The sequence below is a fragment of the Rubrivirga sp. SAORIC476 genome (assembly GCF_002283555.1).
In the GTDB taxonomy this organism is placed as follows: domain Bacteria; phylum Bacteroidota; class Rhodothermia; order Rhodothermales; family Rubricoccaceae; genus Rubrivirga.
Genome location: NZ_MVOI01000003.1, coordinates 316,216 through 340,839, shown reverse-complemented (window position 1 = coordinate 340,839; position 24,624 = coordinate 316,216). Strand labels below are relative to the sequence as shown.

Here is a 24,624-nt window from a genome sequence, read left to right as displayed (position 1 = left end):
CCTCACTTGACCTCCCACTCCCGCATCGCGACCCGCTCCAGGTCGTAGACCGGCACCGCGTCCGGGAGGTGCGTCGTGAGGGCGGGGGAGGGCGGGAGGAAGCGGATCGTCGGGGCGACGAGGAAGTTCACCGACCCGCCCGCGGCGACGTTGCCGTAGAGCGTCGCCGCCCCGCTGAACGTGATCGACTCGTTGCTGACGAACTGGCCCTGCACGTCGCCGAGGCCGTTGAAGAGGATCGGGCCGTCCACGTAGAAGGCGACGCGGCTCTCGGGGCGACCCAGAAGGTCGTTGAGGACGCCCCGCAGCGTCGCGTCCACGATCAGGGCCCCGTCTACGAGAAACACGCCGTAGCCGTCGAACTGGACATCGGCCAGCACGAGATCACCCTCGACGTGGATGATCTCGGGCGACTCGCGCGTGCCGAGCGCCATCGTCCCGAGCAGTTCGAGGCCTCCGGGCCGGGTGTCGGTGGCGAATCGGGCGAGGCTGTCCACGTCGATCTCCGGCATCTCGACCACGTCGGACGGGCGGAGGGTGTCCAGCAGGTCCGGGTTGCTCGCAGGGCGGAACGCGTTCTCGGGGTCGCTGAGGAGCGGGACGCTGTATAGGTCGCCCGCGTACGTTCCGAACCCGCGGACGGCCTGGAGGCCAAGGATTGCGCCGAGCGACAGCGCGAGGTCCAGGTCGTCGTTGGTGTGGACGCTGGCGTTGACCTGGTGCGTGGCGCCGAGGATGCGCGGCATCAGGGTCAGACGGAGGGGGCCGTCGCTGAGCGCCGCGTACCGGAGGTACGGCGGGACGCGCGCCAGCAGCGTGTCCGGGTGGGTCGGCACCTCGACGCCGTCGAGGTCGTGGAACTGCGCCTCGATGACGTACTGCGTGGCGTCCCCGCCCGCCTCGGCGGCGCCTTCAACCCGTACGTAGACCTCCGTCGGGGCGCCGAGCGTGACGTCGAACGTCGTGTGGTAGCGCCCCGCGGCCAGCGTGCCGGAGCGGCTGGAGAGGGAGGCCAGCGGCTCCGTCTCGATCAGGTAGAGGGCCTCCGCATACCCCGACAGGGCCGCCTCACGTGCGAGAAGGTCCAGTTGGTGAGCCCTGCGCTCCGAGGTCTCGCCCTGATGGGCCTCGGTCAGGTTGAGCTGGGTGAAGGCGCCGGACGCCGACAGGATGGTCGTGAGGAGGAGTGCGTATTTGCCCACGGCAGCGAAGGTCGAAGAGTGAAGCGGCGGTCAGTCGTTCTGAGCGAGGCCGAGAGGGAAGAAGCGCCGCGACCAGTCCACCGCACCGTCGGTGGCGCCCAGGGGAGGGTCCAGCGAGAGGTGGACCGCGACCGACCGGGCGCGGCCGAGGTCGTCGCTCGGGACGGGCTGCCCGGCCGCGTCGAGGAGCGTCAGCGTGGCGAGGCGCAGCGTCGCCGGAGTCCGTGCCGTCAGGGTGGTATCGGCCCCGTCCACGACGAAGCGCCGCAGCTCCCGGTGCTCAGGGGTCGCCCCCGGCGCGAGGTCGTAGAGGACGAGCGTGGCGGCCGCGGCCAGGGTGGTGTCGTTGCCCGTCCGAAACGTGAACCGGGGGGTGTCGCCGTCCCAGGCGAAGTCCACGATCGCCGGGTCGGCCTCGGCCACGCCGTCGCCGAGGTTGGCGAGGTCGCGCTCGATCCAGTCCGCCGCCTCGTACAGGCCTGTGCCCGAGGCACGGATGGTCGACGCGATCTGGGCCTCCTGCCCGCCCATCTGCGTGGCGAGGAACAGCAGCACCACGGCCGACAGCAGAATCGAGGCGTTGAGGTGGTCGAGGAGAGCCCACATACTGGCGAGGGGGAGAGGAGCGCTCAGCGGCTAGCGTAGATCCGTTCGAGGCGCACCGTCGCGCCCATCACGCTCTGCAACTCCACCTGAACCCGGCGGAACGGGCTCGCATTCGCCGTCGGGACGAAGGCGTCCCCCTGCTTGCGGACCGTCTCCACGCCCACGCGCACCTGGACAGGCAGGGTGGCACGGTCGGCCGGGAGGTCGACGCGCTCGTCGATTCCATGCCACTCCTCCAGCGAGGTCGCGGTCCAGAGGGTGGCGCCGTCGGCGGACAGCGGCGCATCCGCCGCGACGGGGAGCGTGGCGCCGAAGTCGAGCAAGTCGCCGCCGAGTTGCCCGAGGCGGACCTCGACCTCGCCTCGCTCGGACTCCGCCGTGCGGTGGTGCGTGGCCTGTCGCGCGCTGAGGGAGAGGACCAGCGCACTTGCGAGTGCACAGGTGGTGAGCAGGGTTTGGATCACGGAGCCAGGGAGAAGACGAGCCCTAGCATCGGTCGGTCCAGGCGTTCCTGAATCCTCTTTCGAGACGCTCGTTACAATTCGGAACGTCGGCGTTCCTTTTCGAACCGCCCAAATCGTCGGCTTCTGGCGCGCGGAGTCGTGGGGGTTCGTGGCTGCCGGCGAGGACGGGAATGCGAGGGAGGCATTCGGCTGCGACGCGCGGCCAGCCAGGATGGGGAGATTCAGCCCCGAGAGGGCTACTCTGCGAACGTCGCGCGCTGGAGCCCGCCGTCGGCTTGCCAGGGCCACGCGCCCTGCGAGCGGTCCGCCCCGACGGAGAGAGGAATCGGTCATCGGCAGGGGCGGGTAGAAATGACCTCGATGAGTGATCGTTTCCGATCTGTGTCGCGTCTGCCTCGTCGGGAGTGCGGAGCGTCGAGCGGAGGACGATGAGGAGTGGCTCCTGAAGGAGGCCCCTGGAGTCCGGTCGGCGAGAGCGAAGGTTTCCGTGGGTGCCGGTTCCCTTCACCGTCTTCTATGCCTCGTGCCGTGCACCTCCGCCCGCCAGGCTGATCCCCACCGCCCGTCGAGGCTGGGAGGACGTCACTCCGCAGACGGCGAGGAGGCGCGCTGGATCTACGCCGTCCGCACTGGACACGCGGCGCCTATGTTCGGTTGTCCATCCCGCTCTGCTATGCGCGCTGCCGTCCTCGCCCTCGTCGCCCTGCTGTTGACCCTTTCCGCCTCGGCGCAGCGGTCGACCGAGGTGGAGGCCGTCGAGTCCGTCGTGGCCGAGTGGTGGGCGTGGCGCCTCGCCGACGACCCGCTGTTCGCCAGCTACGTCGGTGTGAGGGACCACGACGACCGGCTCCAGGACGTGACGGCGGAGGCGCGGGCCGCCCGCGCCGCACAGGCCGCGCGCTTCCTCGACCGACTCGACGCGATCGACGCCGACGCGCTGGAAGGCGAGGCACGCATCACGGCGGGCATCCTCCGCACGATGCTGGACGACGTGATCGACGCGGACCGCTTCGGCGCGGAGCTGATGCCGGTGACCGCGTCGGACGGCTTCCACGTCGCGTTCACCCGCCTGCCCAGCCAGATGCCGATGACGACGGTCGCGGAGGTCGAGAACTACCTCGCCCGCCTCCGCGCGTGGCCCGCGCACGTGGAGGCCCAGATCGCCAACATGCGCGAGGGGCTCCGCACCGGGCGAACGCTGCCCGCCGTCGCCATCCAGGGCCTGCCCGCCACCATCGCCGCACACGTCGTGGCCGACCCCGAGGCGAGCGTCTTCTGGGCTCCCCTCGCCGAGCTGCCCTCGACCCTTCCCGAGGCGGACCGGGCGCGCCTGATGGAGGAGGGGAGAGCCGTGATTGAAACGGCGGTCGTTCCCGGCTACGCCGCCTTTCTGGCGTTCATGGAGGGCGAGTACCTGCCCGGTGCGCGCGCCACGATCGGCCTCGGCGACCTGCCGGGGGGCGAGGCAGCCTATGCGTGGCGCGTCCGCCAGTTCACCACGCTCGACGTGACGCCGCGCGCTGTCCACGACATCGGGCTGGCCGAGGTGGACCGCATCCGTGGCGAGATGGAGGCCGTGATCGCGGAGGTCGGCTTCGAGGGGTCGTTCGACGACTTCCTGACGTTCCTCCGCACCGACCCGCAGTTCGTGGCCGACTCGCCGGAGGCGCTGCTCCGGGAGGGCGCGTGGATCGCGATGCAGATGAACGCGAAGCTGCCGCAGCTCTTCGGCCGCCTCCCACGCCTGCCGTACACCGTCCAGCCCGTGCCGGACTTCCTCGCGCCGACGTTCACGGCCGGCTTCTACGTCGAGCCGCCCGCCGGGGGGCGCGTGCCGGGCGTCTACTGGCTCAACACGTACGACCTGCCCAGCCGCCCGACGTGGGCGCTGGAGGCGCTGACGTTCCACGAGGCCGTGCCGGGCCACCACCTCCAGATCGCGCTGGCGCAGGAGTTGGACCACCTGCCCGCCTTCCGCCGCGCCCTCGTGCTGACGGCCTACGAGGAGGGTTGGGGTCTGTACGCCGAGTCGCTCGGGACGGAGGCGGGCTTCTACACCGACCCGTACCGCCGCTTCGGCCGCCTGACCTACGAGATGTGGCGCGCGTGCCGCCTGGTCGTCGACACCGGGATGCACGCGCTCGGCTGGAGCCGACAGGACGCCATCGATTACCTGGGTGCCAACACGGCGCTGTCGGAGCTGGAGGTCCGCACCGAGGTGGACCGCTACATCGGGTGGCCGGGGCAGGCGCTGGGCTACAAAATGGGCGAGCTCACGATCCGCCGCCTGCGCACCGAGGCCGAGGACGCGCTGGGCGAGCGCTTCGACGTGCGGGCGTTCCACGACGAGGTGCTCGGCCACGGCGAGTTGCCGATGGGCGTATTGGAGACGGTCGTCCGTGACTGGATCGCGCGGCAGTGACCTTCCCGCCTCGGTGAGGCCGCAGAGGGAGCCTGTGTCGAGGTGAGTCCGCGTATCCTGCCTGCAGATCCCTCCGCCCCGACACCGATGTCCCGATCTGCGACCATCGCCGCGTACATCGACGCCGCCCCCGAGGCGGGGCGCCCGCACCTGCGGCGCCTGTACGCGATCCTGAAGGACGCCGCGCCGGACGCCCAGGAGGCGATCAAGTGGGGTGCGCCCTTCTTCGTCGAGCCCCGGTTCCTGTTCTCGTTCTCCGCCCATAAGGCCCACGTCAGCCTGGCGGCGACGCCGGAGGCGCTGGAGCGCTTCCGGGAGGAGATCGGGGACTACAAGACGACCACCAACTTCCTCAAGGTGGGCTACGACGAGCCGATGCCCGAGGACCTGATTCGGCGGATCGCCGAGCACCGCGTCCAGGTCGTGGCGCAGCGGGAAGACGACGGGTTCTGGTAGCGTCCGCGTCGTGCGGGCAGGCCGAGGCTAGCCGCCGCCGAGCAACTCCCGGATCTTCTGCTGCCGGTACCCGAAGATGCGCGCGAGCTGGAGGCGGACGAGCGGATAGGCCGCCTCCCCGAACGGCGCCAGCGGCAGCTCCCACCGGACCAGGTCGTCCATCTGCGTGCCCGGGTGCCCGTCGGGCCCGACCCGCTCGACGAAGGTGTGGGTGTGATGCCAGCGCCGGTACGGGCCGTTCAACTGCTGGTCCACGAACCGGTACGGCGGTTCCCAGTGGATGATCTCGGTCCGCCACCCGAAGCGGACGCCGAACAGGCCCAGCCGGTAATCGATCAGCGCGCCCTCGCGGATGTCGATGGGCGTCGGCGTGACGATCTCGAAGGCCAGCTCGGGCGGCGTGATGCGGGCGAGGTTCTCGGCGTCGGCGAAGAAGGCGAACACCTCGGCGCGCGGCAGCGGGAGCCAGGTGGTCGTATGCAGGTGGTGGGTCAGGGCCACGGGAGCGTCGGCGGGGAAAAGAGCCTCACGCTACCCTGCCGATACGGATCCCGAGGCGGGCCTGCCGTCAGTACACCGAGGTCCGCGGCAGTCGGTCGTCCGGCAGCAACTCGCCAGCGAGGAGACGCAACTCGGCCTCGGCGAGGCGGGCCTGATACACGGCTTCGACGCGGCGCACGCGCACGTCGACCAGCGCGAGCTGGATCAGGCGGAGGTCGACCGGGGAGATGAACCCGAGCCGGAGCTGGGCCAGCGCCACGCGCACGTTCTCGCGGGCGATCCGCTCGTTGAGCGTCTCCAGCTCGACGAGGCCGCGGAAGCCGCGCGCCGTCGCGGCGAGCTGGGCGGCCCGGGCGCGGGACGAGAGCCGGAGCGCGTCGGTGGCCAGCTCGGACTGGCGGAGCGCGATCTCGGCGTTCTGGAGCCGTCGCCGCCGCTCGCCGCCGTCGAGGATCGGGATCGACGCCGTGATGCCGTAGCGGAGGTCCGGCCCGATGATCGGCTCGGCGTTGGGCGGGAGGAAGCCGCTGTCGAGCGCCGCCAGCCCCACGCCCGCCGTCGCGCGGACGGTCGGGCGGTACTCGGAGCGGACCTGGTCGATGCCGAGCGCGGCGACCTCCTCGGCCACCTGTGACGAGCGAACGCGCCGGTTGCCCTCGGCCGCCTCGGTGACCAACCGCGCGAGGTCGGGCGGAGCATCGAGGGAGAGCGAGTCGGTGACGACGATCGCCTCGGGGTCGGGCAGCGCCAGCAGGCCGCCGAGGGCCGCGCGGGAGCCCGCGAGCTGGACCTGCTGGCGGAGCAGCGCCGCCCGGTCGGCGGTGAAGTCGGCCAGCGCGAGCGCCGCCTCGATCTCGGCCGCCGTCCCGATGCGGACCTCCGCCTGGGCGATCCGCAGCCGATCCTCCGACACCACGACCGCCTCGGCGAAGGCGTCGGCGAGGTCGGCCTGACGGGCGACGTCGAGGTAGGCCGTCGACACGTCGAGGGCGAGTGCCTCGGCGTCGGCGTCGGCGAGGAGCGCGAGGCGGCGGGCGTCGGCCTGGAGGCGGCGGTAGGTGGCCTCGCGCAGGCCGCCGTCGGACAGCGTCACGCCCAGCCCGAGGGCCGCGTCGAGCACGGTGGACGACCGGACGCTGCCGGTGCTGGCGCCCGTGCTGTCGGAACGGCTGAAGAAGGCGCCGCTGCGCGAGCCCGCGAGCCCCGCGCTGGCGTCGAGCGTCGGCAGGAAGCCCGCGTTGCCGCGCGTGACGTCGTTGCGGGCGCGGTCCGCTTCGAGTGCCGAGATGGCCTGCCCGGGGTTGCGTGCGACCGCGACGGCGATGGCCTCGTCGAGCGTCAGCCGGAGCGCCCCGTCGGGCACCGAGAACGTGGGGAGCGGGGGGCGCGTCGCGAGCGTGCCGCCGTAGAGGCGCAGCGAGTCGGGGAGGGGCGGGATCGAGTCCTGCCGCAGCGAGGTCGGCTGGGCGTGGGCGCCGACGGCCAGCCCGAGTGCCAGGAGGCCCCGCATCACCGCCCGCAGGGAGGCAACGCGTCGCGTCCCCCCGCGACGGGTCGAAGCCGAGAACGTCGTCCGGTCGGTCACGAGGCGTCCCGGTCGGGTTCGATGAGCGCGGCGGGCGCCTCCGCCTCGCTCCCGTCTCCGCCCGTCTCGGGACCGAGGCGGACGGGCCGCTCGGGGATGGCCGTCGTCGCGCCGTCGCCGGCGACGGACAGCGGGACCACCCCGACCTCCTTGCTCGCGATGAACGTGTACAGCGCCGGGATGACGTAGAGCGTCAGGAACGTGCCCACCACGAGGCCGCCGATTACCGCCAGCCCCATCGGGACGCGGCTCTCGGCGCCCGCGCCCAGCGCCAGCGCGATAGGGAGCGTGCCGAGGACGGTCGAGAAGGCCGTCATCAGGATCGGGCGGAAGCGCGCCGCCGATGCCTCCTCGGCGGCCTGCTGGCGGCCCATGCCCTCCTCTCGCTTCTGCTTGGCGAACTCGACGATCAGGATGCCGTTTTTAGTCACGAGCCCGATCAGCATCACGAGCCCGATCTGGCTGAACACGTTGAGCGTGCTCCCGAACACCCACAGCGCGCCGAGCGCACCGAGCAGTGCCAGCGGGACCGTCAGCAGGATCGTGATCGGGTCGCGGAAGCTCTCGAACTGGGCCGCCAGCACGAGGTAGATCAGCACGAGCGCCAGCCCGAAGACGACCAGGATGGAGCCCCCTGACTCCCGGAAGTCGCGGCTCTGCCCGTCCAGCGCGGTCGAGAAGCCGACCGGCAGCGTCTCGCGTGCGACGGCCTCCATCGCGTCGATGGCGTCGCCCAGCGAGACGCCCTCGGCGGGCTCGGCCGAGACCGTCGCGGCCGTGAACCGGTTGAAGCGGTAGAGCTGCGGCGGCGCGGCCGACTCGGTCAGCGTGACGAGGTTGGACAGAGGGATCGGCTGCCCGGCGGCGCTGCGGACGTACAGCCCCTGCAGCGCGTTCGGCGTGTCGCGCGCCTCGCGCTCCAGCTGGCCGATGATCTCGTACTGCTCGCCGTTGCGGTTGAAGTAGCCATAGCGGCCCTCGCTGAGGGCGACGGAGAGGGCCTGCGCCACGTCGAGCGGCGCGATCCCGAGCGCCTGCGCCCGGTCGCGGTCGACCTCGATCTGCAACTCGGGCAGCGTGAACTCCAGGTCGGCGCGGACGAACTGGAAGGCGGGGTCCTGGCCCGCGGCCTCCAGGAAGGCCGGGAGCGCGTCCTGCAGAGCGACCAGGTTGGGCGCCTGAATCACGAGCTGCACCGGCGAGCCCCGGCCGGACGAGGTCGAGATGGTCGCCGGCTGGCTCGCATTGACGCGCGCGCCGGGCAGCGAGCCGAGGGCGCGCTGGAGGCCGTTGGCGATGTCGTCCTGGCTTCGCTCCCGCTCGTCCGGCGGCACCAGGATGAGGTTGGCGAACGCCGAGTTGACCGAGCCCGACGACCCGAAGCCCGGCGACGTGACCGAGATGAGCGCCTCCACCTCGGGCACCTCGCGCTGGATCAGCGCGATCAGCTCGTCGGTGTAGGCGTCCATGTAGGCGTAGCCGCGGCCCTGGGGCGCGTTGGCGAACAGGCGGATCTGCGACCGGTCCTCGGCGGGCGCCAGCTCGCTCTCCAGGTTCGAGAACAGCCACCACACGCCGACGCTCGCCACCGCCATCACCACGAATGCCATCCAGCGGACGCGCAGAAAGGCGCTCAGCGTCCGGCGGTAGGCGTCGTTGGTCCGCTCGAAGAAGGGCTCCGTCTTGCGGTAGAGCCACGGCTTCGTCTCGCGCCGCTTGAGCAGCTTCGACGAGAGCATCGGCGTGAGCGTGAGCGCGGCGAACGACGAGATCACGACCGCCGCCGCGATGGTCAGCCCGAACTCGCGGAAGAGCGCCCCGATCACGCCGCTCTGGAAGATGATGGGCAGGAAGACGGCCACCAGCGCGAGCGTCGTCGCGATGACGGCGATGTAGATCTCCTTGGTGCCCACCACGGCCGCCTGGAGCGGGTCCATGCCGTCCTCGATCTTGGCGTAGATGTTCTCCAGCACCACGATCGCGTCGTCCACGACGAGGCCGATGGCGAGCACGAGCGCCAGCAGCGTCAGCACGTTGATCGAGAAGCCGGCCAGCGCCATCACGCCGAAGGCGCCCACGAGCGACACCGGAATGACGACCACCGGCACGAGGGTCGTCCGCCAGTCGCGCAGGAAGCCGAAGATGACGAGGATGACCAGGGCGAGCGCGATCAGGATCGTCTCGCGGACCTCCTCGATGGATGCTCGGATGGGTTCGGTGTTGTCGAACCCGATGCCCATCTCGATGCCCGGCGGCAGGTCCTCCTTGATGTCGTCCACGCGCCGGTAGAACTCGTCGACAATGTCGATGGCGTTGGCGTCGGCGAGGGGACGGAGGACGACGCCCACCATCGCGACGCCGTCGCGCTTGAGGACCGTCCGCTGGTTCTGCGCGGCCAACTCGACGCGCCCCACGTCGGAGAACCGCACGAGCGACGTGCCGTCGTTCTTCAAGATCAGGTTTTCGAACTCCTCGACGGTCGAGAGCCGCGTGAGCGGGCGGATGGTCAGCTCCACCTGGTCTCCCTCAATGCGCCCGCCGGGCAGCTCGACGTTCTGCTCCTGGACGGCCCGCTGCACGTCGCCCGGCGTGAGTCCGTAAGCCGCCAGCGCCGCCGGGTCGATCCACATCCGCATCGCGTAGCGCTTGTCGCCCCAGATGTCGACCGAGGCGACGCCGTCGATCGTCTGGAGGCGCTCGGCGAAGAAGTTGTCCGCGATCTCCGACAGCTCCAGCAGGTCGTACTGCTCGGACGACAGGTTGAGGAAGACGACCGGCTGGCCGTCCGAGTTGGACTTCGAGATGACGGGCTCCTCGGCCTCGTCCGGGATCCGGCCGCGGGCGCGGGACACGCGGTCGCGCACGTCGGCCGCGGCCCGGTCCAGGTCGGCGCCGAGGTCGAACTCGACGCGCACCGTGCTCCGGCCCTCGTTGCTCGTGCTCGTGATCGACCGGATGCCGTCGATGGCGTTGACCGACTCCTCGATGGGCTCGGTCACCTGGCTCTCGATGACGGCCGCGTTGGCACCGCGCAGGCTCGTCGACACCGAGATCACCGGCGTCTCGACGATCGGGTACTCGCGCACGCCCAGCCGCTGGTACCCGATCACCCCGCCGATCAGGATCGTCAGCGACATCACCGTCGCGAAGACGGGGCGGCGGACCGAGACGTCGTAGAGCGAGGCCATCTAGTCGGCCGTCTGGTAGGCGCGGCCCTCGGGCGCCGTGCTCGCGGGGCGCACCTGCGTCGGGTCGAAGGCGCCGCCGGTGCGGATGGCCTGGCCGGGGCGGACCTGGTTGAGGCCCGACGTGAGCACCACGTCGTCCGGGGTGAGGCCGCTCGTGACCTGGATCCGGTCGGCCGTGCGGACGCCGGTCGTCACGGCGCGCGGAACGGCGGTGCCGTCGCGGACGACGAAGACGGTCGTGCTGTCCGCCCCCGTGATGAGGGCGGCGGTCGGGACGAGCAGCGCCTCGAGGATCTCGTCCAGCACGAGGGCCACCTCGGCGAAGGCGCCCGGCACCAGGACCCCGCCGGGGTTGCGGACCCGCGCTCGGACGGTGAAGGCCCGCGTGGCGGCGTCCACGTTGGGCTCGGTGGCATAGACCGTGGCCACGAAGTCGTCCTCCTGGCCGGGGACGCGGAAGCGGACCGGCGAGCCGGTGCGGATCTGACCGAGGTAGCGCTCCGGGACGGTGAACTCCAGCCGGAGCTGGCCGGTCACGCGGAGCGTCGCGATGGGGTCGCCGGGGGCGACGTACGCGCCGACGCTGACCTGCCGGAGCCCGATCTGGCCCGCAAAGGGCGCCACCACCTGCCGACGGCGCACCTCGGCGGCCAGTTGGGCCAGCTCGGCGTCCAGCACGCGCGCCTCGCTCTCGGCCTGGTCCAGCTCCTGTCGGCTCAGCCCGCCGATCTCGAACAGCTCCCGGTAGCGCCGGGCCTGCACGCCCGCGAGGTCACGCCGCGCCCGAGCGCCCTCGATCTGCGCCCGCAGCACCTCCGCGTCGAGCGAGACGAGCGTCTGGCCCTGGCCCACCGCCGAGCCTTCCGAGAAGTTGATCGCGGTCACGCGGCCCGCCACCTCGGCACGCACCTCGACGGCCTCCCAGGGCAGCAGCGTGCCGGTCGTCGTGACGCGGTCCTCCAGCAACTCCATCGACACCGGGGCGACGGTCACCGTCAGCGTGTCGGCGCCGCGCGGCGCGTCCGCGGTCGGCTCCGCCTCGGCGTCGCCGCCGACGAAGCGGGGCAAAAGGAGCAGGGCGACGGCCAGCAGGCCGACGCCGGTCCAGAGGGCGGTTTTCTGAGGGCGAGTGAGCGCCACGCGAGAGGGGGGACGAGGGCGGCTGGTACCGGGGCGATGGTCCCAAGTTCGTCCCGGACGCCTCCGCAGGGCCTTTCCTGACGGATCGTGTCATGGATGGCACGCCCCCGCTCACCAACCGCACTTTCGGCGCCCGGTGAACGCGTCGAGGCGGACGCGGGCGAACGCTGGGTACGCATCTGCCAGTCCTCTCCCGACGACGCCCGAGGTTGAGCAGGGGCTAGTCCTCAGCCTGGGGGCCGCCGTGGGCAAGGAGCACTCGGATGGGAGCCAGCCCGAGAGCGAAGGGGGCAGGGCATCGGTGACGGGCGGTGGACAAGGCGAGGACGAGCGCGCCCGAAGGGAGCCGAACCGCGCAGGGCTGGCAAAAGGGGGGTGGAGGTTGGGAGAAATGGAAAGGTGTGGCTGGGAATGCATCTGTATAGATGGTGGAAGTGATGGCGCCGAGGACTCGATTTCTGCCCTCCATGACGGTTCTGGTCGCCCGGTGGCGTATTCGGAGACCTGGCCGTCAGCCTGCTCGGGGTCACCCCTGCGGAGAGGAACGGGTAGCTTGGCCTTTCCCCCTGGCACCCCCCTCATGTTCTCTCCCGACACCTTCTCCGCTCGCCGAGCTGCGCTCGCGCAGGCGGTCGGCTCCGGCCTCATCGTCCTCCTCGGCAACGAGGCGATGCCGATGAACTACGCCGCCAACCTGTACGACTTCAGGCAGGACGGCTCATTCCGGTACTACGGCCGGGCCGACGCGCCCGGCCTCGCGCTCACCCTGGACGCGGAGACCGGCGAGACGACCCTGTACGGCCGCGAGGCGACCATGGAGGACCGGGTGTGGGACGGCGAGCGTCCGAGCGTGGTCGAGCGCGCGCAGGCCGCCGGCATCTCCCACACGGCGCCTCCGGAGGCGCTGGCTGCTGCCGTCGCCACGGCCCAGCGTTCGGGCCGCACGATCCACACGCTCCCTCCGTACCGGGCGGCCCAGCGTGTCCGGCTGGCGGGCCTGCTCGGCGTCGCGCCCGAGGCGGTCACGCCGTCGGAGGCGCTGATGGACGCCGTGATCGCGCAGCGGCTCGTCAAGACGGCCGAGGAGGTATCCGAGATCGAGTACGCCCTCACCCTCGCCGACGAGGTCCACCGCACGGCCATGTGGATGGCACAGCCGGGGCGGACGGAGTTCGAGGTCGCCGCGGCGGTGCAGGCCGCGGCGGCCTCGCGCGGCGCCGTGCTCTCGTTCCCGGCCATCATTACGACGCGCGGCGAAGTCCCGCACCACCACGCCGGACCGCACACCCTGGAGGCGGGCGAGCTGCTCCTCCACGATGTCGGCTGCGTGGCGCCGGAGTCGGGCTACTGCTCGGACATCACCCGGTGCTCGCCGGTGGGAGGGACCTTCTCGGACCGCCAGCGGGCCATCTACGAGCTGGTGCTCGAGGCACAGGAGGCGTGCATCGCGGGCTGCGCCCCTGGCGTCCCGTTCCGCGACCTCCACGACCTCGCCAGCCGGACCCTCGCGACCGGCCTCGTCGGCCTCGGTCTGCTCCGCGGCGACGTCGACGAGATCGTCGCGCAGGGCGCGCACGCGCTCTTCTTCCATCACGGACTCGGCCACCCGATGGGCCTGGACGTGCACGACCTCGAAGGGCTCGGCGAGGACCGCGTCGGCTACGGGAACGGGTTCACCCGCAGCACTCAGTTCGGGACGCAGTACCTCCGCTTCGCGCGCGAGCTGCGGCCCGGCCACGTGATGACGGTGGAGCCAGGCCTGTATTTCAACGGTGTCCTGATCGAGCTCTGGCGCTCCGAGAACCGCTTCGCGGAGTTCGTCGACTACGACGAGGCGGCCTCGTGGGTCGGCTTCGGCGGCGTCCGCATCGAAGACGACGTGCTGATCACGGACGACGGGCACCGGGTGCTCGGGCCGGGCATCCCCAAGTCGATTGTGGACGTGGAGGCGGTCGTCCAGAGCGGCACGGCGTGAGGCCCGTGGTCTCCGTGGGGCTCCGCCCGGGCGCGCTCGACGCGGCCGAGCGGCTGGGGCGCCCGGTGATCGCGGTGGTCGACACCCCGCCGGGGCGGACGACGGCGGCGCGGCTCGCGGCGGTCGTGGAGGCCCCCTTCGAAGAAGTGCTCGACCACGTCGACGCCATCGCGGCGCTGGACCCCGCCGCGGTGGTCGGGCTGGCAGAGCGCGCGGTCGTTCCCGCGGCCCATCTTCGGGAGGCGCTGGGGCATCCCGGGTGCGCGCTGGACACGGCCGTCCGGTGCAGCGACAAGCGGGCCATGAAGCGGGCCGTTCGCGCCGCCGGCCTGCGCTGCGCCGACGTGGTCGAGGCGGAGGAGGGACTCTCAGGCGCCGACCTGGCCGACCGCCTCGGCCTGCCGATGGTGCTCAAGGCCGCCGTCGGCTCCGGCGGACGGGGGACGCGCGTCGTCCGCGACGCCGCCGACGTACCGGACCGCCTGCCGGGCGGCTGGATGGCCGAATCGTTCGTGGAGGGCGTCGAGATGAGCGTCGAGACGCTGGTGGTGGACGGCCGCACGGTGTTCGTCAACCCGACGGCGTACCTCGAACCGGCCTGGGCGAGCCTAGCCCCAGCGCCGCTCTCGGCGGCCGACCTCGACGCCGTCCGCGTTCACGCCGAGGCGGCCCGCGTCGCGCTCGGCGTGACGACCGGCATGACGCACCTCGAACTGTTCCTCACGCCCGACGGCCCGGTGTTCGGCGAGCTGGCCATCCGTCCGCCCGGTGGTCACCTGATGCGGCTGATCGAGCAGGCCTACGCGTTCGACCCGTGGGAGGCGGTGCTGCGCGTCGCGCTCGGCGAGCCGGTCGATGTGCCCACCCAGGCGGGTCGAGTCGCGGCCGTCCAGATCCTCCACCCCGGCGAAGGGACGGTCCTCGCCGCCGACGGCCTGGAGGAGGCGCGGTCGCTTCCTGGCGTCGAAGCGGTGTCGCTCCGCGTCCGCCCGGGGGACGCCGTGGGGCCGCGGGTCGGGACGGGCCAGGAGATCGGCCACGTGATCGTGACGGGCGCGACGGCAGAGGAGGCGCAGGCCCGCCTCGCCGAGGCGACGGCGGCGATCCGGGTGGAGGTGGCCGCGTGACGGAGACGGGTGGTCTCTCACCCCGACGCCCTCACCCGGTCAGCAGCACCTTGCCCCAGCGGCCGTGCGCCAGGGCGGCGCCGACCGCCTCGGTGGCGTCGCCGAGGTCGTAGGTCGCGTCCACCGGGAGCGTGTAGGCGCCCGCGACGGCGAAGGCGGTGAGGACCCGGAGGGTGTCGTGGATCGTGTCGGAGGGAGCGCGAGAGGCCCACTGGGTGCGCCAGACGCCGCGGACCGTCACGTCCCGGTAGATGAGCGCGGCCGGGGAGACGGGCAGCGGCTCGCCGCTCAGCGCGCCGTAGACGATGTGCGTGCCGCCGTCTCGCAGGGCCGACAGGGCCAGCGCGCCGACCTCGCCCGCGACGGGGTCGAACACCGCCGCCGCGCCGTCCGCGCCGACGGCCTCGCGGAGTGCGGCCCGTGTCTCCGACGTGTTCGCGTCGGCCACGACGACATGGACGCCGAGGGCTTCGAGGCGGTCTCGGTGGTCGTCCCGGCGGACGATGGACACCGCGCGGGCGCCGGCGCGGACCGCCATCTGGGCCGCGATCCGGGCGACGGCGCTCGCGCCCGCGGTCTGCACCAGCACGTCGCCGAGGCGGGGCGGGGCGGCCCCGTGCAGCAGCCACGCCGTCAGCGGGTTGACGAAGAGCTGGGCCGCGTCGGTGTCCGAGAGCGCGTCCGGGACCGCGAACACGTCGGCCTCGGGGAGCACGACGGCCTCCTGCCACGTCGGCGCCTCGCCGAGCTTGATCGCGCGCTGCCCGACGGCGAGATCGGCCACGCCCTCGCCGACGGCGTCGATGACGCCGAACCCCTCGTTGCCGCCGACGGCGGGCAGGTCGCGCGAGCGGCCGTAGGTGCCGCGCACCATCGAGAGGTCGGCCGGGTGGAGGGGGCGGTGCGTGAGCCGGAGGCGGACCTCGCCGGGGCCGGGCTCGGGCGTCGGTACGTCGTCGAGGCGGAGGACCTCGGCGGGCGGGCCGTGGCGGTGAAAGCGGAGCGCGCGCATCGGCCTAGAGCGCCGCGACGACGCGCTGGAGCCGCTCGCGGACCTCGGTGGCGACGGTCCCCAGGTCGGCGTTGTCGATGGCGGCCATGCTGGCGACCGGGTCGATGGCCGAGACCTCCGTCTGCCCGTCGCCCACGTCGCGCAGGATGACGTTGCACGGCAGCATCGCGCCGATGCGCGGCTCGGCCTGCATCGCCTGGAACGCGAGCGGCGGGTTGCAGGCGCCCAGGATGGTGTAGCCCGTCACGTCGGCGTCCAGCTTGGCCTTCATGGTGGCCTGGATGTCGATCTCGGTGAGGACGCCGAAGCCCTCGTCGGAGAGCGCGGCGCGGGTGCGCGCCTCGGCGGTCGCGAGGTCGGCGTCGAGGGTGCGGGAGAAGGTGTAGTCGGCCATGAGGGAGGGAAGGAGAGGGGTGTCAGTTGCGGACGGCCTGGAGGTAGAGCGCGATCCCGACGACGGCGTCGAACGAGAGGCAGAGCCAGACGTAGAGCGGCGGCGCCTCCAGCGGCGGGTGGACGCCGAGGTCCCAGAGCGGGTGCAGCAGCCATCCGGCCGCGAGCCAGCGGAGGTCGCCGCGGAGCCCCATCCGCACCGCCACGCCCACCAGCGTCACGCCGATCATCTCCAGCGCGGCGCCGGCCACGTCGCCGCGAGCGAGCGCGAACACGACGTACAGGGCCGCCGCGGCCACGAGCCCGGCCGCCCACCACACCCGGGCGTTGCGCCCCCGCAGCCGCCGACCGAGGCGGACGTAGACGAGCGCGAGGACGACGCCGAGCAGGAAACTCAGCACGGGCCAGTTGGGAACGAGCAGACCCACGGCGAGCATGACGGGGAAGGCGGGGATCGGGTCTACGCCCGGTCCCCCGGTCGAGGATTCCTCTGCTACGGCGTCACCACAGCCGAGCGCACCGTCCCGGCGGCAGGATCGGTCCACGCCACGAGCGCCTGGTCGCCGAGGGCCACGATCTGCGGGACCCCGCTCGCCCGTCCGCTGTCGACCGTCGCCACGGTCACGGCGGGGCGCAGCGACCCGTCGCTGCCGACGCGGCGAACGCGAAGCTCGGCGGCCTCGCCGACGCCCTCCAGCCAGCTCACCGTCGCGCTGCCGTCCGCCAGCATCGACACGCCGACGCGGCCGATGGGTGCCCCGCCGTCGATGCGGACGCGCTCGCCCCAGGTCGCTCCGGCGTCTTCGGAGACGGCCAGCCAGACGCGCGTCGCGTCGCCGCCGGTGAACCACGCCAGCGCCACGCGGTCGCCCGAGGCGGCCAGTGCGGGGCCGTTGACGGGGCAGCCTTCGATGCGCCAGCCGTCGGCATGGGGGATGGTGGGCGCAGTCCACGCGCCATTGACCTGACGGACGACGGCGATGTCGCGGATCTCGTCCTCACTCCGGTCGCGGTAGGCGACGACGAGGCCAGATGGCGTGGCGACGGCGGTCGTCGGGCAGCAGTCGCAGGTGCGCTCGTCCAGGACGGCCTCGCCGCTCCGCGTGCCGTCGGCGGACAGGGTGGCCGTGCGGAGGGTCATCGCGCCCGCGTGGTGGCCGTGGCCTTCCCCCTGCTCGCGACCGTCGAGCCAGACAAGGGCCGTCCGCGCGTCGGCGAGCGGGACGCCGGACACGAACCCGTGCTCGGCCGCGACCCCATCCGTGTTGAGCAAGGCCCCAGTGCCGTTCGGCATCTCGACACCGATGTCATAGGCGTAGACGCCGCCGTCCGGGTGCATGACGAGCGTGTGGGCGAGCATCAGCCCGTCGCTGCGGGGCACCACCCCCGGCGTGTCGGCCCAGTTGACGAACCAGTCGGCGCCCTCGGCGCGGGTGTCGGCGGGGGACCACCCGTCGCCGGTCCACCGGGAGAGGCGGAGCGCGTGGCCGGTCGCGGTGGGCTCGACCCACGTGAGCACCGGGCGGCCCTCGGCGTCCGTGACGAGGCGGGGGGCGACGGCCCCGGTGTCGGCGGGGACGTCGACCGCACCGTCGACGAGTGGGATCGCCTTGGCGGGAGCGTCGGGGGGCGGAGCGTCGCCGCAGGCCGCGAGCGCGGTGGCGACCAGTAGGAGGAGGCGTCGGGGCATGGCGCAGTCTACGCCGTGCCCCGACGCACGCCTACGGCTGCGTGTTGCCTTCGATGTGTGTGTAGACCGCCGCCTCGCCCCCCGAGCCGACCACGAGCACGTCGTACGCGTCGCGGCGGTCGCCCTGTTCCATGCCCGGCGAGCCGATCGGCATGCCGGGGACGGCCAGGCCCAGCGCCTCGGGCTTCTCTTCGATCAGGCGCGCGACCTGCTCGGCGGGCACGTGGCCCTCGATCACGTAGCCGTCGATCACGCCCGTGTGGCACGACGAGAGGTCGGAGGGGAGGCCGAGGCTGTCCTTGACTGCAGCCATGTCGTCGCGGTCGACGGCCTCGACCTGGAAGCCCGCGGCCTCCATGTGCTCGACCCACATCGAGCAGCAGCCGCACGTGGGGCTCTTGTATACCGTCAGCGTCGGCGCGTCGGGGCCGACGAGCGCGGCGGTCTGGACGACCACGGGCTCCGCAGCGGGGGCGGCGGCAGGGTCCGACGGCGCGGCCGACGAGTCGGTCAGCTGGCAGGCGGTGAGGGCGAGCAGTGGGAGCAGGAGGAGGAAGCGCATGGGGATTACTGGTCGGTGGCGGTCTCGGGGGCGGCGTCCTCGGCGGGGGCCGTCATGGCGTCGGGCGTCTCGGTCACGGCGGGCGCGGGGAGCGGCTCGCCCAGCGGGACGACGACCTCGGCCTCGGTGCCCTGGAGGGGCGAGCCGAGCGCATCGTCGGAGTACCCGTCGCGGTTGGAGTGGTTGGCGGAGGCGCCATCGGGGCGGCCCGACCACTGGCAGCCGGCGAGGGCGACGAGGGCGAGCAGGGCGGTCGAGCGGAGAGACATCGGTGGGCGGGGAAGTGTCGTACGTGGGACGCGGGGCGCCTCGCAGGGTTCGAGAGGGCGTCGGCGAGGCGGGGCTCTTCGGGAAGATCGCATCGTGCCGCGCGCGGCGGCCTACCGCGCCTCCAGACTGTCGATGAGGGCTTCCATCTCGGCGATTTCGCGCCGCTGGGCCTCAATGATGCCATCGGCCAGCGCGCGGACACGCGGGTCGGAGATCTGGGCGCGCTCGCTCGTCAGGATCGCGATCGAATGGTGCGGGATCATCGCCTTCATCCACGCCACGTCGTCCACGGTCGTCTGGGCGCGGACGAGGTAGAAGCTGGCGGCGAACACAACCACGCTGCCGACAACGATGGCGAGGTTCTTCTTCGGGTCGGTGTACATGCCGAGCATGAAGGCCAGCATGACCACGGCCATCGCGGCGCCCATGTAGAGCGCCATCCAGGCCTTCGTCTGGCTCCACCAGATGTGGTCGAGGCTATAGACGGTCGAGTACATGAGCGCGAGCATCACCAGGGTCGAGGTGGCGATCATCGCAAAGAAGCGGAGATAGGAGGGCTTCATGGGAGCAGGGAGGTGAGGGGGAGCCTGCCGCCAGACGAGGCGCCGCGGGACACGTTCGAGTCCTCGCGGCGCCTCCAGCAGCCGCAGGAGGGCGAGATCAGGTGAGGCGGACGCCGTCGCGAGCGGCCTGCTCGGCGGAAACCGCGCGGGCGACGGTGCCCGCAGGGTGGTCGTACCAGCCAGGGTCGGCGGTCACGTCCACGGGCTTCGGGCGAACCTTGACGTTGGTGTACATGCCGCCCATGGTGATGTAGCCGAACGGTCCGGCGGCGCCGACCATCGGGATCGAGTTCTCGGGGACCGGCATGTGGCCCTGCTCGACGTGCGAGCCGTGCTCGTCCATGCCGTTCTCGCCCATCGCCATGTACCCGGGCGCGAGCGGCTGGACCGACCGGTCGAGGGCGCGGGCGTCGACGCCGACCATGTTGGGGGTGCCGTGGCCCATCTGGTTCATGACGTGGTGCGTCATGTGGCAGTGCATGGCCCAGTCGCCGAGCGCGTCGGCGGTCCACTCGACGGTACGCGTGCTGCCGGTGGGGACGAGGACCGTCGTCTCGGGCCACCGCCCGGCCGCCGGGATCGCGCCGCCGTCGGTGCCGACGATCGTCCAGTAGTGCCCGTGGAGGTGGATCGGGTGGTGATCCATCGGCGAGAGGTTGCCGAAGCGAAACCGGACCCGGTCGTTGTGGCCGACGACGATGGGGTCGGTGCCGGGGAACGCGCGCGCGTTCATGGTGAGGACGTTGAAGTCCGACATCGCGTTCGGGTCCGGTCGGCTCGTGCCGGGTTCCACGAGCCACTCGTGGAGCATGAAGGCGACGTCGCGATCCACGTCGGCCCCCCGCCTCGGGTGGACGACGAACATGCCCGTCAGGCCCAGCGCGATCTGGGTCATCTCGTCGTGGTGCGAGTGGTACATGAACGTTCCGCTCTGCGTGATCGGGAACTCGTAGAGGAACGTCTCACCGGGTGCGATGGGCGCCTGGCTCAGCCCGCCGACGCCGTCCATGCCGCTCGGGAGGAAGACGCCGTGCCAGTGGACGGTCGTGGCGACGCCGAGGCGGTTGGTCACGTAGATGCGGACGCGGTCACCCTCGACGGCCTCCAAGGTCGGGCCGTGGACCTGGCCGTTGTAGCCCCAGCAGGTGGCGGTGAGGCCCGGCGCGAACGCGTGCTCGACCTCCTCGGCGGTGAGGTGGTAGACCCAGGCGCCGTCGTCCGCCTGGCGGCCGGTCAGCGCGGAGCCGTTGGGTGTATCAACGCGGTTGGGCCGGTCCCCGTCGACGGGCGTCGCCAGCGAGCGGCGCCGTGCCTGCCCCGGGGCCGAGGTCGGGGGAGCCAGGGCGGGGAGCGAGTCGGGGGTCGTCGCGGCCACGTTTGCGGCAGCGACGGAGTCGGCGGCGATCGAGTCGGCGGCAGCGACGGGGTCCCAGGTGACGGGCAGCGGGGTGGCGCGGGACGCGCGGCCGACTGCGGCGCCGCCCAGGGCGACGGCGCTGGCCTTCATCCAGTCGCGGCGAGTGTAGGTGGACATGGTCAGTGGGCGGCGGGGGGCACGGAAGAGGGCGCGTTGGCACGGGCGAGCGCGCCACCGTCGAGCGAGGGCATCCGGCCCTGGAGGAGCAGGTCGAGGTCAGTCCGGGCCACCCAATAGGCGGCGAGCGCGTCGAAGTAGCGGCGCGCGGCTTCGGCCTCGGCCTGCTGGGCCTGGAGCACGCCGAAGACGCCCGTCTGCATGGCGTTGTACTGGCGGAGAGTCTGGGCGGCGACCTCGGCGCGGAGCGGGAGGACCGTCGTCTGGTAGTGGAGCGCCGCGCGGCGCGCGGTCGCGAGGCGGGTCGCGAGGGTCCGCGCAGTGGAGCGGAGGTCGACAGCGTCGGCCTCGTAGAGGGCCTGGGCGCGCCGCAACTCGGCGTACCCGGCGGCGCGGCGAGCCTGCCCCTGATCGAAGAGCGGGAGCGCCACCTCGACGTCGGGCCCGGCCTCCCACTCGCCGTCGGTGCGTTCGAGTTCGGCGCCCGCGTGGAGCGTCGGGACGAGGGCCTCCACGTCGGTGAGGCCGAGGCGCCGGGCGGCGGCCTCGATGTCGGCTCGGCGCGCGTCCAGGTCCAGGCTGGCAGCCACGGCGGCACGCTCGATCGCCTCGGCGTCGACGGCGGCGCCGGGCACACCCGCCTCAGTGGAGGTACGGACGAACGGCAGCGGACTCTCGGCCGGGACCGCCGGGAGGGTCGCCCGGAGCGGGATCACGGCCTGGGGGCCGCTCAGGCCCATCCTGCGGATCAGCGCCTCGCGGCTCTCGGCCGCCGCGCCTTCGGCCACCAGAAGGTCGAGGCGGGCCTGCTCGTAGAGCGCCTGCTCGGCGAGGAGGTCCACCGCGGGCACGTTGCCGGCCTCCCGGAGGAGCCTCGCGGCGGTATACCCGGCCTCAGCGTTGGCGACCACCCGCACCTGCATGGCCAGCCGCGCGGCGTCTGCCTGGGCGCGGATCGCGGCTGTGCGCGTCTGTGCTGCGAGGTCCAGCACAGCCCCGGCGACGCGGGCCTGTGCGGCGGCGTACTCGCTCCGGGCGACCCGCTGCCGGAGCGGGCGTGCGAACACGTCGAGGAAGTCGAACGCGACCGACAGCCCCAGGTCGGGCGCGCCGCCCTCGGCAGGCCACAGACCGCGGGCCCCGAAGACGGGATTCGACAGCAGCCCGGCCTGGACGAGCATCGCCTGCGCCACGCCGAGATCCTCGTAGGTCGCCTGGAGGCGGCGGTTGTTGAGGAGCGCGACCTGGACGGCCACGTCGGCCGTGAGGCTGTCAGTGAGCAGCGAGTCGACGGCGGCGCGGGCCGCGGCGTCCTCGGCGGTGCCTGTCACCCAGACGGCTCGCAGGTCGGCCCGCTCGGCGACGGTCGCCTGCACGTCCCCGAACGCCGCTTGCGGACGGACGGCCGTGCAGCCGGACAGGCCGACGAGTACGAGGGCGAGAAGAGGGAGACGTCCAGTCATCGTGTCCCCCCGTGGTTCATCGATCGATGGTGCAGGGCGGGCTCCGTCGGCGCGTCTTCGCGTCCGCAGGTAGCCATCGAGGCTCCGAAGTACGGGTTGGCGGTGTCGCCTGCGGGCTGGAGCCACACCCCTCCTTCAGGCGCGTCAGCCATGCCGCAGGTAAACCGCGCGAGGTCGTAGCCCTCGGGGACGCCGTGGGCCTCGACGAGCGATGCGAACGGAACGCTGAGGGCACCGAACGCCGCGCGGGCCGCGTCGAGACCGGCCGCCTCGGCGAGGGCATCGGCCGCCCGACGGAGGGCACTCACGTCGGTGGCACGCAGGTGCCAGAAGTGCGCGTCGCCGGGAGGCGGCGTCTCGGTCCAGATGGCGAGCGCCGCAGCGAGAGCCTGGGCGGCATCCGGCGCGAGACGGTCCGCCACGAGCGCGTCGTGCAGGACGAGGTAGGCGTCGAGGACGGGCCGGATCGGCGCGTCGTCCACTTCGGAGTGGTCCCTCTCCATGCCGGAGTGGTTCATCTCCATGCTGGAGTGGTTCATCTCCATGCCGGCGTGATCCATCTCCATGCCGGAGTGGGTCGGGTCGGACGGGCGGAGCGCGGCGGGAAGATCGGGCGCCTCGACGGGCGCGAGGGGGGCGGCCGAGACCGCCAGGGGGGTGGTCGGCGCGGACGCCGAGGCGGGGCCGCCGGACACAGTGGCGACGGGGGCGACGCACCCGGCCAACAGGCCGAGCGCGGGCAGAAAGCGGAGCATCAGGGAGATCGGAGAGGCGCAGGCCCGGACCTCGGGCTCTGCATGTCGGTGGGCCGGACCGGCGGGTCCGGACGGCCATCGTCACACCGCACACGCGGCGCGAGCGGACGCACTCAGGCGCCCGCAGCCTCTCAGATCAGAAACCGTTGCAACTCCGCATGCAGACGGGTCGGGCGCGGTGGGGGAGACCACACGGTCTCGACCCGCTCCGCCGTCAGGTGGCGGACCGGCTCCGCGTCCACCGGTGTCGGGGCGGGGACAGCCACGGACGACCCCGCGAGCGCCGGGGGCGTGGTCTCGGGAGCGGGCGCCTGGGCCGTGCAGCACGGAGACGCGCAGTCGCCCTGCGGTGCGTCGTGGCTGGAGTGCGTCGGCGGCGGGGCCTCCGGTGTCTCGTGGCACGGCGGCGTCTCCGAGTCGCCCGCGTGCTCCATCGGCATCGCGGGAGCCGTCTCGCCGTGGTCCATCGTCCCCGCCATCGCATGCAGGCACACGGCCCCGGCAGTGGGCCCGGCGAGGATCGCGAGGGCCACCAGGGCGACGGGCAGACGGAGACGGCGGAAGAGGGGGAGCACGGGGACCCGGCTATCTTGCTTCCTCAACGCCCGCCTCCACGCATCATGTTCCGCACACTCGTTCTTCTCGCGGCTGCGGTCGCTCTGTCCCTCGGCGCCTCGGCCCAGTCCGCGAATGTGCTGCCGGACCTCGACGGGGACCCGGTCGTGCTGGTCGTCCATGGCGGGGCCGGGACCATCACGCGAGCCGCGATGACACCCGAGACCGACGCCGCCATCCGGGCGTCGCTCGCCGAGGCGCTCCGCGCCGGGCACGCCGTCGTGATGGCAGGAGGAGACGCGCTCGACGCTGTCGATGCGGCGATCACGATCATGGAGGACGATCCCAACTTCAACGCGGGCCGCGGCGGCGTCTTCGCGGCCGACCAGACCGTTCGCCACGACGCGTCCATCATGGACGGGGCGACCGGGCTGGCGGGCGCGTCGTCGGGCACGATGCACGTGCGCCACCCGATCCGGCTGGCGCGGCGCGTGATGGACGCCTCGCCCCACGTGCTCCTCTCGGGCGACGGCGCCGAGGAGTTCGCGATGCAGCAGGGGCTGGAGATGGTGCCCAACACCTACTTCCACACGCCGAGTCGGCTGGACGGGCTGCTGCGCGTGCAGGAGCGCGAGCGGTCGACGACGGGCCTGGCGGTGCCGTCGCCGGACGCGTGGCAGATGCACGGGACCGTCGGCGCGGTCGCGCTGTCGGCCGAAGGGACGCTGGCCGCAGGCACGTCCACGGGGGGCATGACCAACAAGCGCTGGGGCCGCATCGGCGACGCGCCCATCATCGGCGCGGGCACCTTCGCCGACGGCACCGTGGGCATCTCGGCGACCGGCCACGGGGAGTTCTTCATCCGCCTCGGCGTCGCCCGCGACGTGGCGGCGCGCATGGCCTACCTCGGCGAGGACGTGGACACGGCGGCCTCGACCGTCATCGGCACGACGCTCACCGAGGCGGGCGGTACCGGCGGCATCATCGTGCTCGACGCGCAGGGCAACGCCTCAATGCCGTTCAACACGGAGGGCATGTACCGCGGCGCCATCACGCGAAGCGGTGTGGTCACGACGCTGATCTACGGGGACGAGGAGTAGGCGCGCCGGTGCTGGAGGACGGAGGCACTGGCGCGGCGCGCGGCCTGCGCTGACCGCAGGA

At 72.5% G+C, this 24,624-nt stretch carries 23 protein-coding genes; 5 read left to right on the top strand and 18 right to left on the bottom strand.

Annotated elements, in window-relative coordinates:
• Positions 1–2: 2 nt before the first annotated feature.
• The 3 genes from B1759_RS03305 to B1759_RS03295 are packed head-to-tail and all read right to left on the bottom strand — an operon-like array spanning position 3 to position 2,272.
• Positions 3–1,202: a hypothetical protein gene (locus B1759_RS03305; protein ID WP_095513612.1), complete on the bottom strand. Its 1,200-nt coding sequence runs from the start codon at positions 1,200–1,202 to the stop codon at positions 3–5.
• A 30-nt stretch (positions 1,203–1,232) separates the two neighbouring features.
• Positions 1,233–1,808: a hypothetical protein gene (locus B1759_RS03300; RefSeq protein WP_095513611.1), complete on the bottom strand. Its 576-nt coding sequence runs from the start codon at positions 1,806–1,808 to the stop codon at positions 1,233–1,235.
• A 23-nt stretch (positions 1,809–1,831) separates the two neighbouring features.
• Positions 1,832–2,272, bottom strand: a complete 441-nt coding sequence (locus tag B1759_RS03295) for a hypothetical protein (protein WP_095513610.1) — start codon at positions 2,270–2,272, stop codon at positions 1,832–1,834.
• A gap of 673 nt (positions 2,273–2,945) precedes the next feature.
• On the opposite strand from B1759_RS03295, the gene B1759_RS03290 reads away from it, so the two are divergent.
• Together B1759_RS03290 and B1759_RS03285 are read left to right on the top strand one after the other, a co-directional pair.
• Complete coding sequence (locus tag B1759_RS03290) at positions 2,946–4,694, top strand: DUF885 family protein (RefSeq protein WP_095513609.1); 1,749 nt, start codon at positions 2,946–2,948, stop codon at positions 4,692–4,694.
• Positions 4,695–4,781: 87 nt separating this feature from the next.
• Positions 4,782–5,150, top strand: a complete 369-nt coding sequence (locus B1759_RS03285; RefSeq protein ID WP_095513608.1) for an iron chaperone — start codon at positions 4,782–4,784, stop codon at positions 5,148–5,150.
• Between the two features lie 27 nt (positions 5,151–5,177).
• Here the strand turns inward: B1759_RS03285 and B1759_RS03280 are convergent, their stop codons facing one another.
• The 4 genes from B1759_RS03280 to B1759_RS03265 form a co-directional block, all read right to left on the bottom strand.
• Positions 5,178–5,651, bottom strand: coding sequence for an SRPBCC family protein (locus B1759_RS03280; RefSeq protein WP_198948736.1), 474 nt, complete (start codon positions 5,649–5,651; stop codon positions 5,178–5,180).
• A 67-nt stretch (positions 5,652–5,718) separates the two neighbouring features.
• A complete protein-coding gene (locus B1759_RS03275; RefSeq protein ID WP_143537253.1) occupies positions 5,719–7,161 on the bottom strand; it encodes a TolC family protein in 1,443 nt (480 codons plus the stop codon).
• Between the two features lie 71 nt (positions 7,162–7,232).
• Positions 7,233–10,424: an efflux RND transporter permease subunit gene (locus tag B1759_RS03270; RefSeq protein WP_095513606.1), complete on the bottom strand. Its 3,192-nt coding sequence runs from the start codon at positions 10,422–10,424 to the stop codon at positions 7,233–7,235.
• Positions 10,425–11,564, bottom strand: a complete 1,140-nt coding sequence (locus B1759_RS03265; protein WP_095513605.1) for an efflux RND transporter periplasmic adaptor subunit — start codon at positions 11,562–11,564, stop codon at positions 10,425–10,427. It abuts the gene before it with no gap.
• 580 nt (positions 11,565–12,144) lie between these two features.
• Between B1759_RS03265 and B1759_RS03260 the strand changes: the two genes are divergently transcribed.
• Positions 12,145–13,539 (top strand): aminopeptidase P family protein, encoded by a 1,395-nt coding sequence (locus B1759_RS03260; protein ID WP_095513604.1) that lies wholly within the window; start codon positions 12,145–12,147, stop codon positions 13,537–13,539.
• Positions 13,540–13,553: 14 nt separating this feature from the next.
• Complete coding sequence (locus B1759_RS03255; protein ID WP_143537252.1) at positions 13,554–14,666, top strand: ATP-grasp domain-containing protein; 1,113 nt, start codon at positions 13,554–13,556, stop codon at positions 14,664–14,666.
• Between the two features lie 31 nt (positions 14,667–14,697).
• On the opposite strand, the gene B1759_RS03250 is transcribed toward B1759_RS03255, so the two are convergent.
• The 11 genes from B1759_RS03250 to B1759_RS03200 form a co-directional block, all read right to left on the bottom strand.
• Complete coding sequence (locus B1759_RS03250; protein WP_095513602.1) at positions 14,698–15,678, bottom strand: zinc-dependent alcohol dehydrogenase family protein; 981 nt, start codon at positions 15,676–15,678, stop codon at positions 14,698–14,700.
• Between the two features lie 4 nt (positions 15,679–15,682).
• On the bottom strand, positions 15,683–16,072 hold the full coding sequence (locus tag B1759_RS03245) for a DUF302 domain-containing protein (protein WP_095513601.1): 390 nt from the start codon (positions 16,070–16,072) through the stop codon (positions 15,683–15,685).
• Positions 16,073–16,094: 22 nt separating this feature from the next.
• A complete protein-coding gene (locus tag B1759_RS03240) occupies positions 16,095–16,499 on the bottom strand; it encodes a DUF6010 family protein (RefSeq protein ID WP_143537251.1) in 405 nt (134 codons plus the stop codon).
• A gap of 65 nt (positions 16,500–16,564) precedes the next feature.
• Entirely contained in the window at positions 16,565–17,761 is a 1,197-nt protein-coding gene (locus tag B1759_RS03235; protein WP_095513599.1) for a sialidase family protein, read from the bottom strand.
• A 31-nt stretch (positions 17,762–17,792) separates the two neighbouring features.
• On the bottom strand, positions 17,793–18,323 hold the full coding sequence (locus B1759_RS03230) for a DUF411 domain-containing protein (RefSeq protein WP_095513598.1): 531 nt from the start codon (positions 18,321–18,323) through the stop codon (positions 17,793–17,795).
• Between the two features lie 5 nt (positions 18,324–18,328).
• Positions 18,329–18,592, bottom strand: a complete 264-nt coding sequence (locus B1759_RS03225) for a hypothetical protein (protein WP_095513597.1) — start codon at positions 18,590–18,592, stop codon at positions 18,329–18,331.
• 111 nt (positions 18,593–18,703) lie between these two features.
• On the bottom strand, positions 18,704–19,156 hold the full coding sequence (locus tag B1759_RS03220) for a DUF305 domain-containing protein (protein ID WP_095513596.1): 453 nt from the start codon (positions 19,154–19,156) through the stop codon (positions 18,704–18,706).
• Positions 19,157–19,253: 97 nt separating this feature from the next.
• On the bottom strand, positions 19,254–20,690 hold the full coding sequence (locus B1759_RS03215; protein WP_198948735.1) for a multicopper oxidase family protein: 1,437 nt from the start codon (positions 20,688–20,690) through the stop codon (positions 19,254–19,256).
• A 2-nt stretch (positions 20,691–20,692) separates the two neighbouring features.
• Positions 20,693–22,153, bottom strand: a complete 1,461-nt coding sequence (locus B1759_RS03210; RefSeq protein ID WP_095513595.1) for a TolC family protein — start codon at positions 22,151–22,153, stop codon at positions 20,693–20,695.
• Positions 22,150–22,908 (bottom strand): DUF3347 domain-containing protein, encoded by a 759-nt coding sequence (locus tag B1759_RS03205; RefSeq protein WP_095513594.1) that lies wholly within the window; start codon positions 22,906–22,908, stop codon positions 22,150–22,152. Before B1759_RS03205 ends, B1759_RS03210 begins: the two co-directional genes overlap by 4 nt.
• A gap of 131 nt (positions 22,909–23,039) precedes the next feature.
• A complete protein-coding gene (locus B1759_RS03200; protein WP_143537250.1) occupies positions 23,040–23,483 on the bottom strand; it encodes a hypothetical protein in 444 nt (147 codons plus the stop codon).
• 45 nt (positions 23,484–23,528) lie between these two features.
• On the opposite strand from B1759_RS03200, the gene B1759_RS03195 reads away from it, so the two are divergent.
• Complete coding sequence (locus B1759_RS03195) at positions 23,529–24,563, top strand: isoaspartyl peptidase/L-asparaginase family protein (RefSeq protein WP_095513592.1); 1,035 nt, start codon at positions 23,529–23,531, stop codon at positions 24,561–24,563.
• Positions 24,564–24,624: the final 61 nt, after the last annotated feature.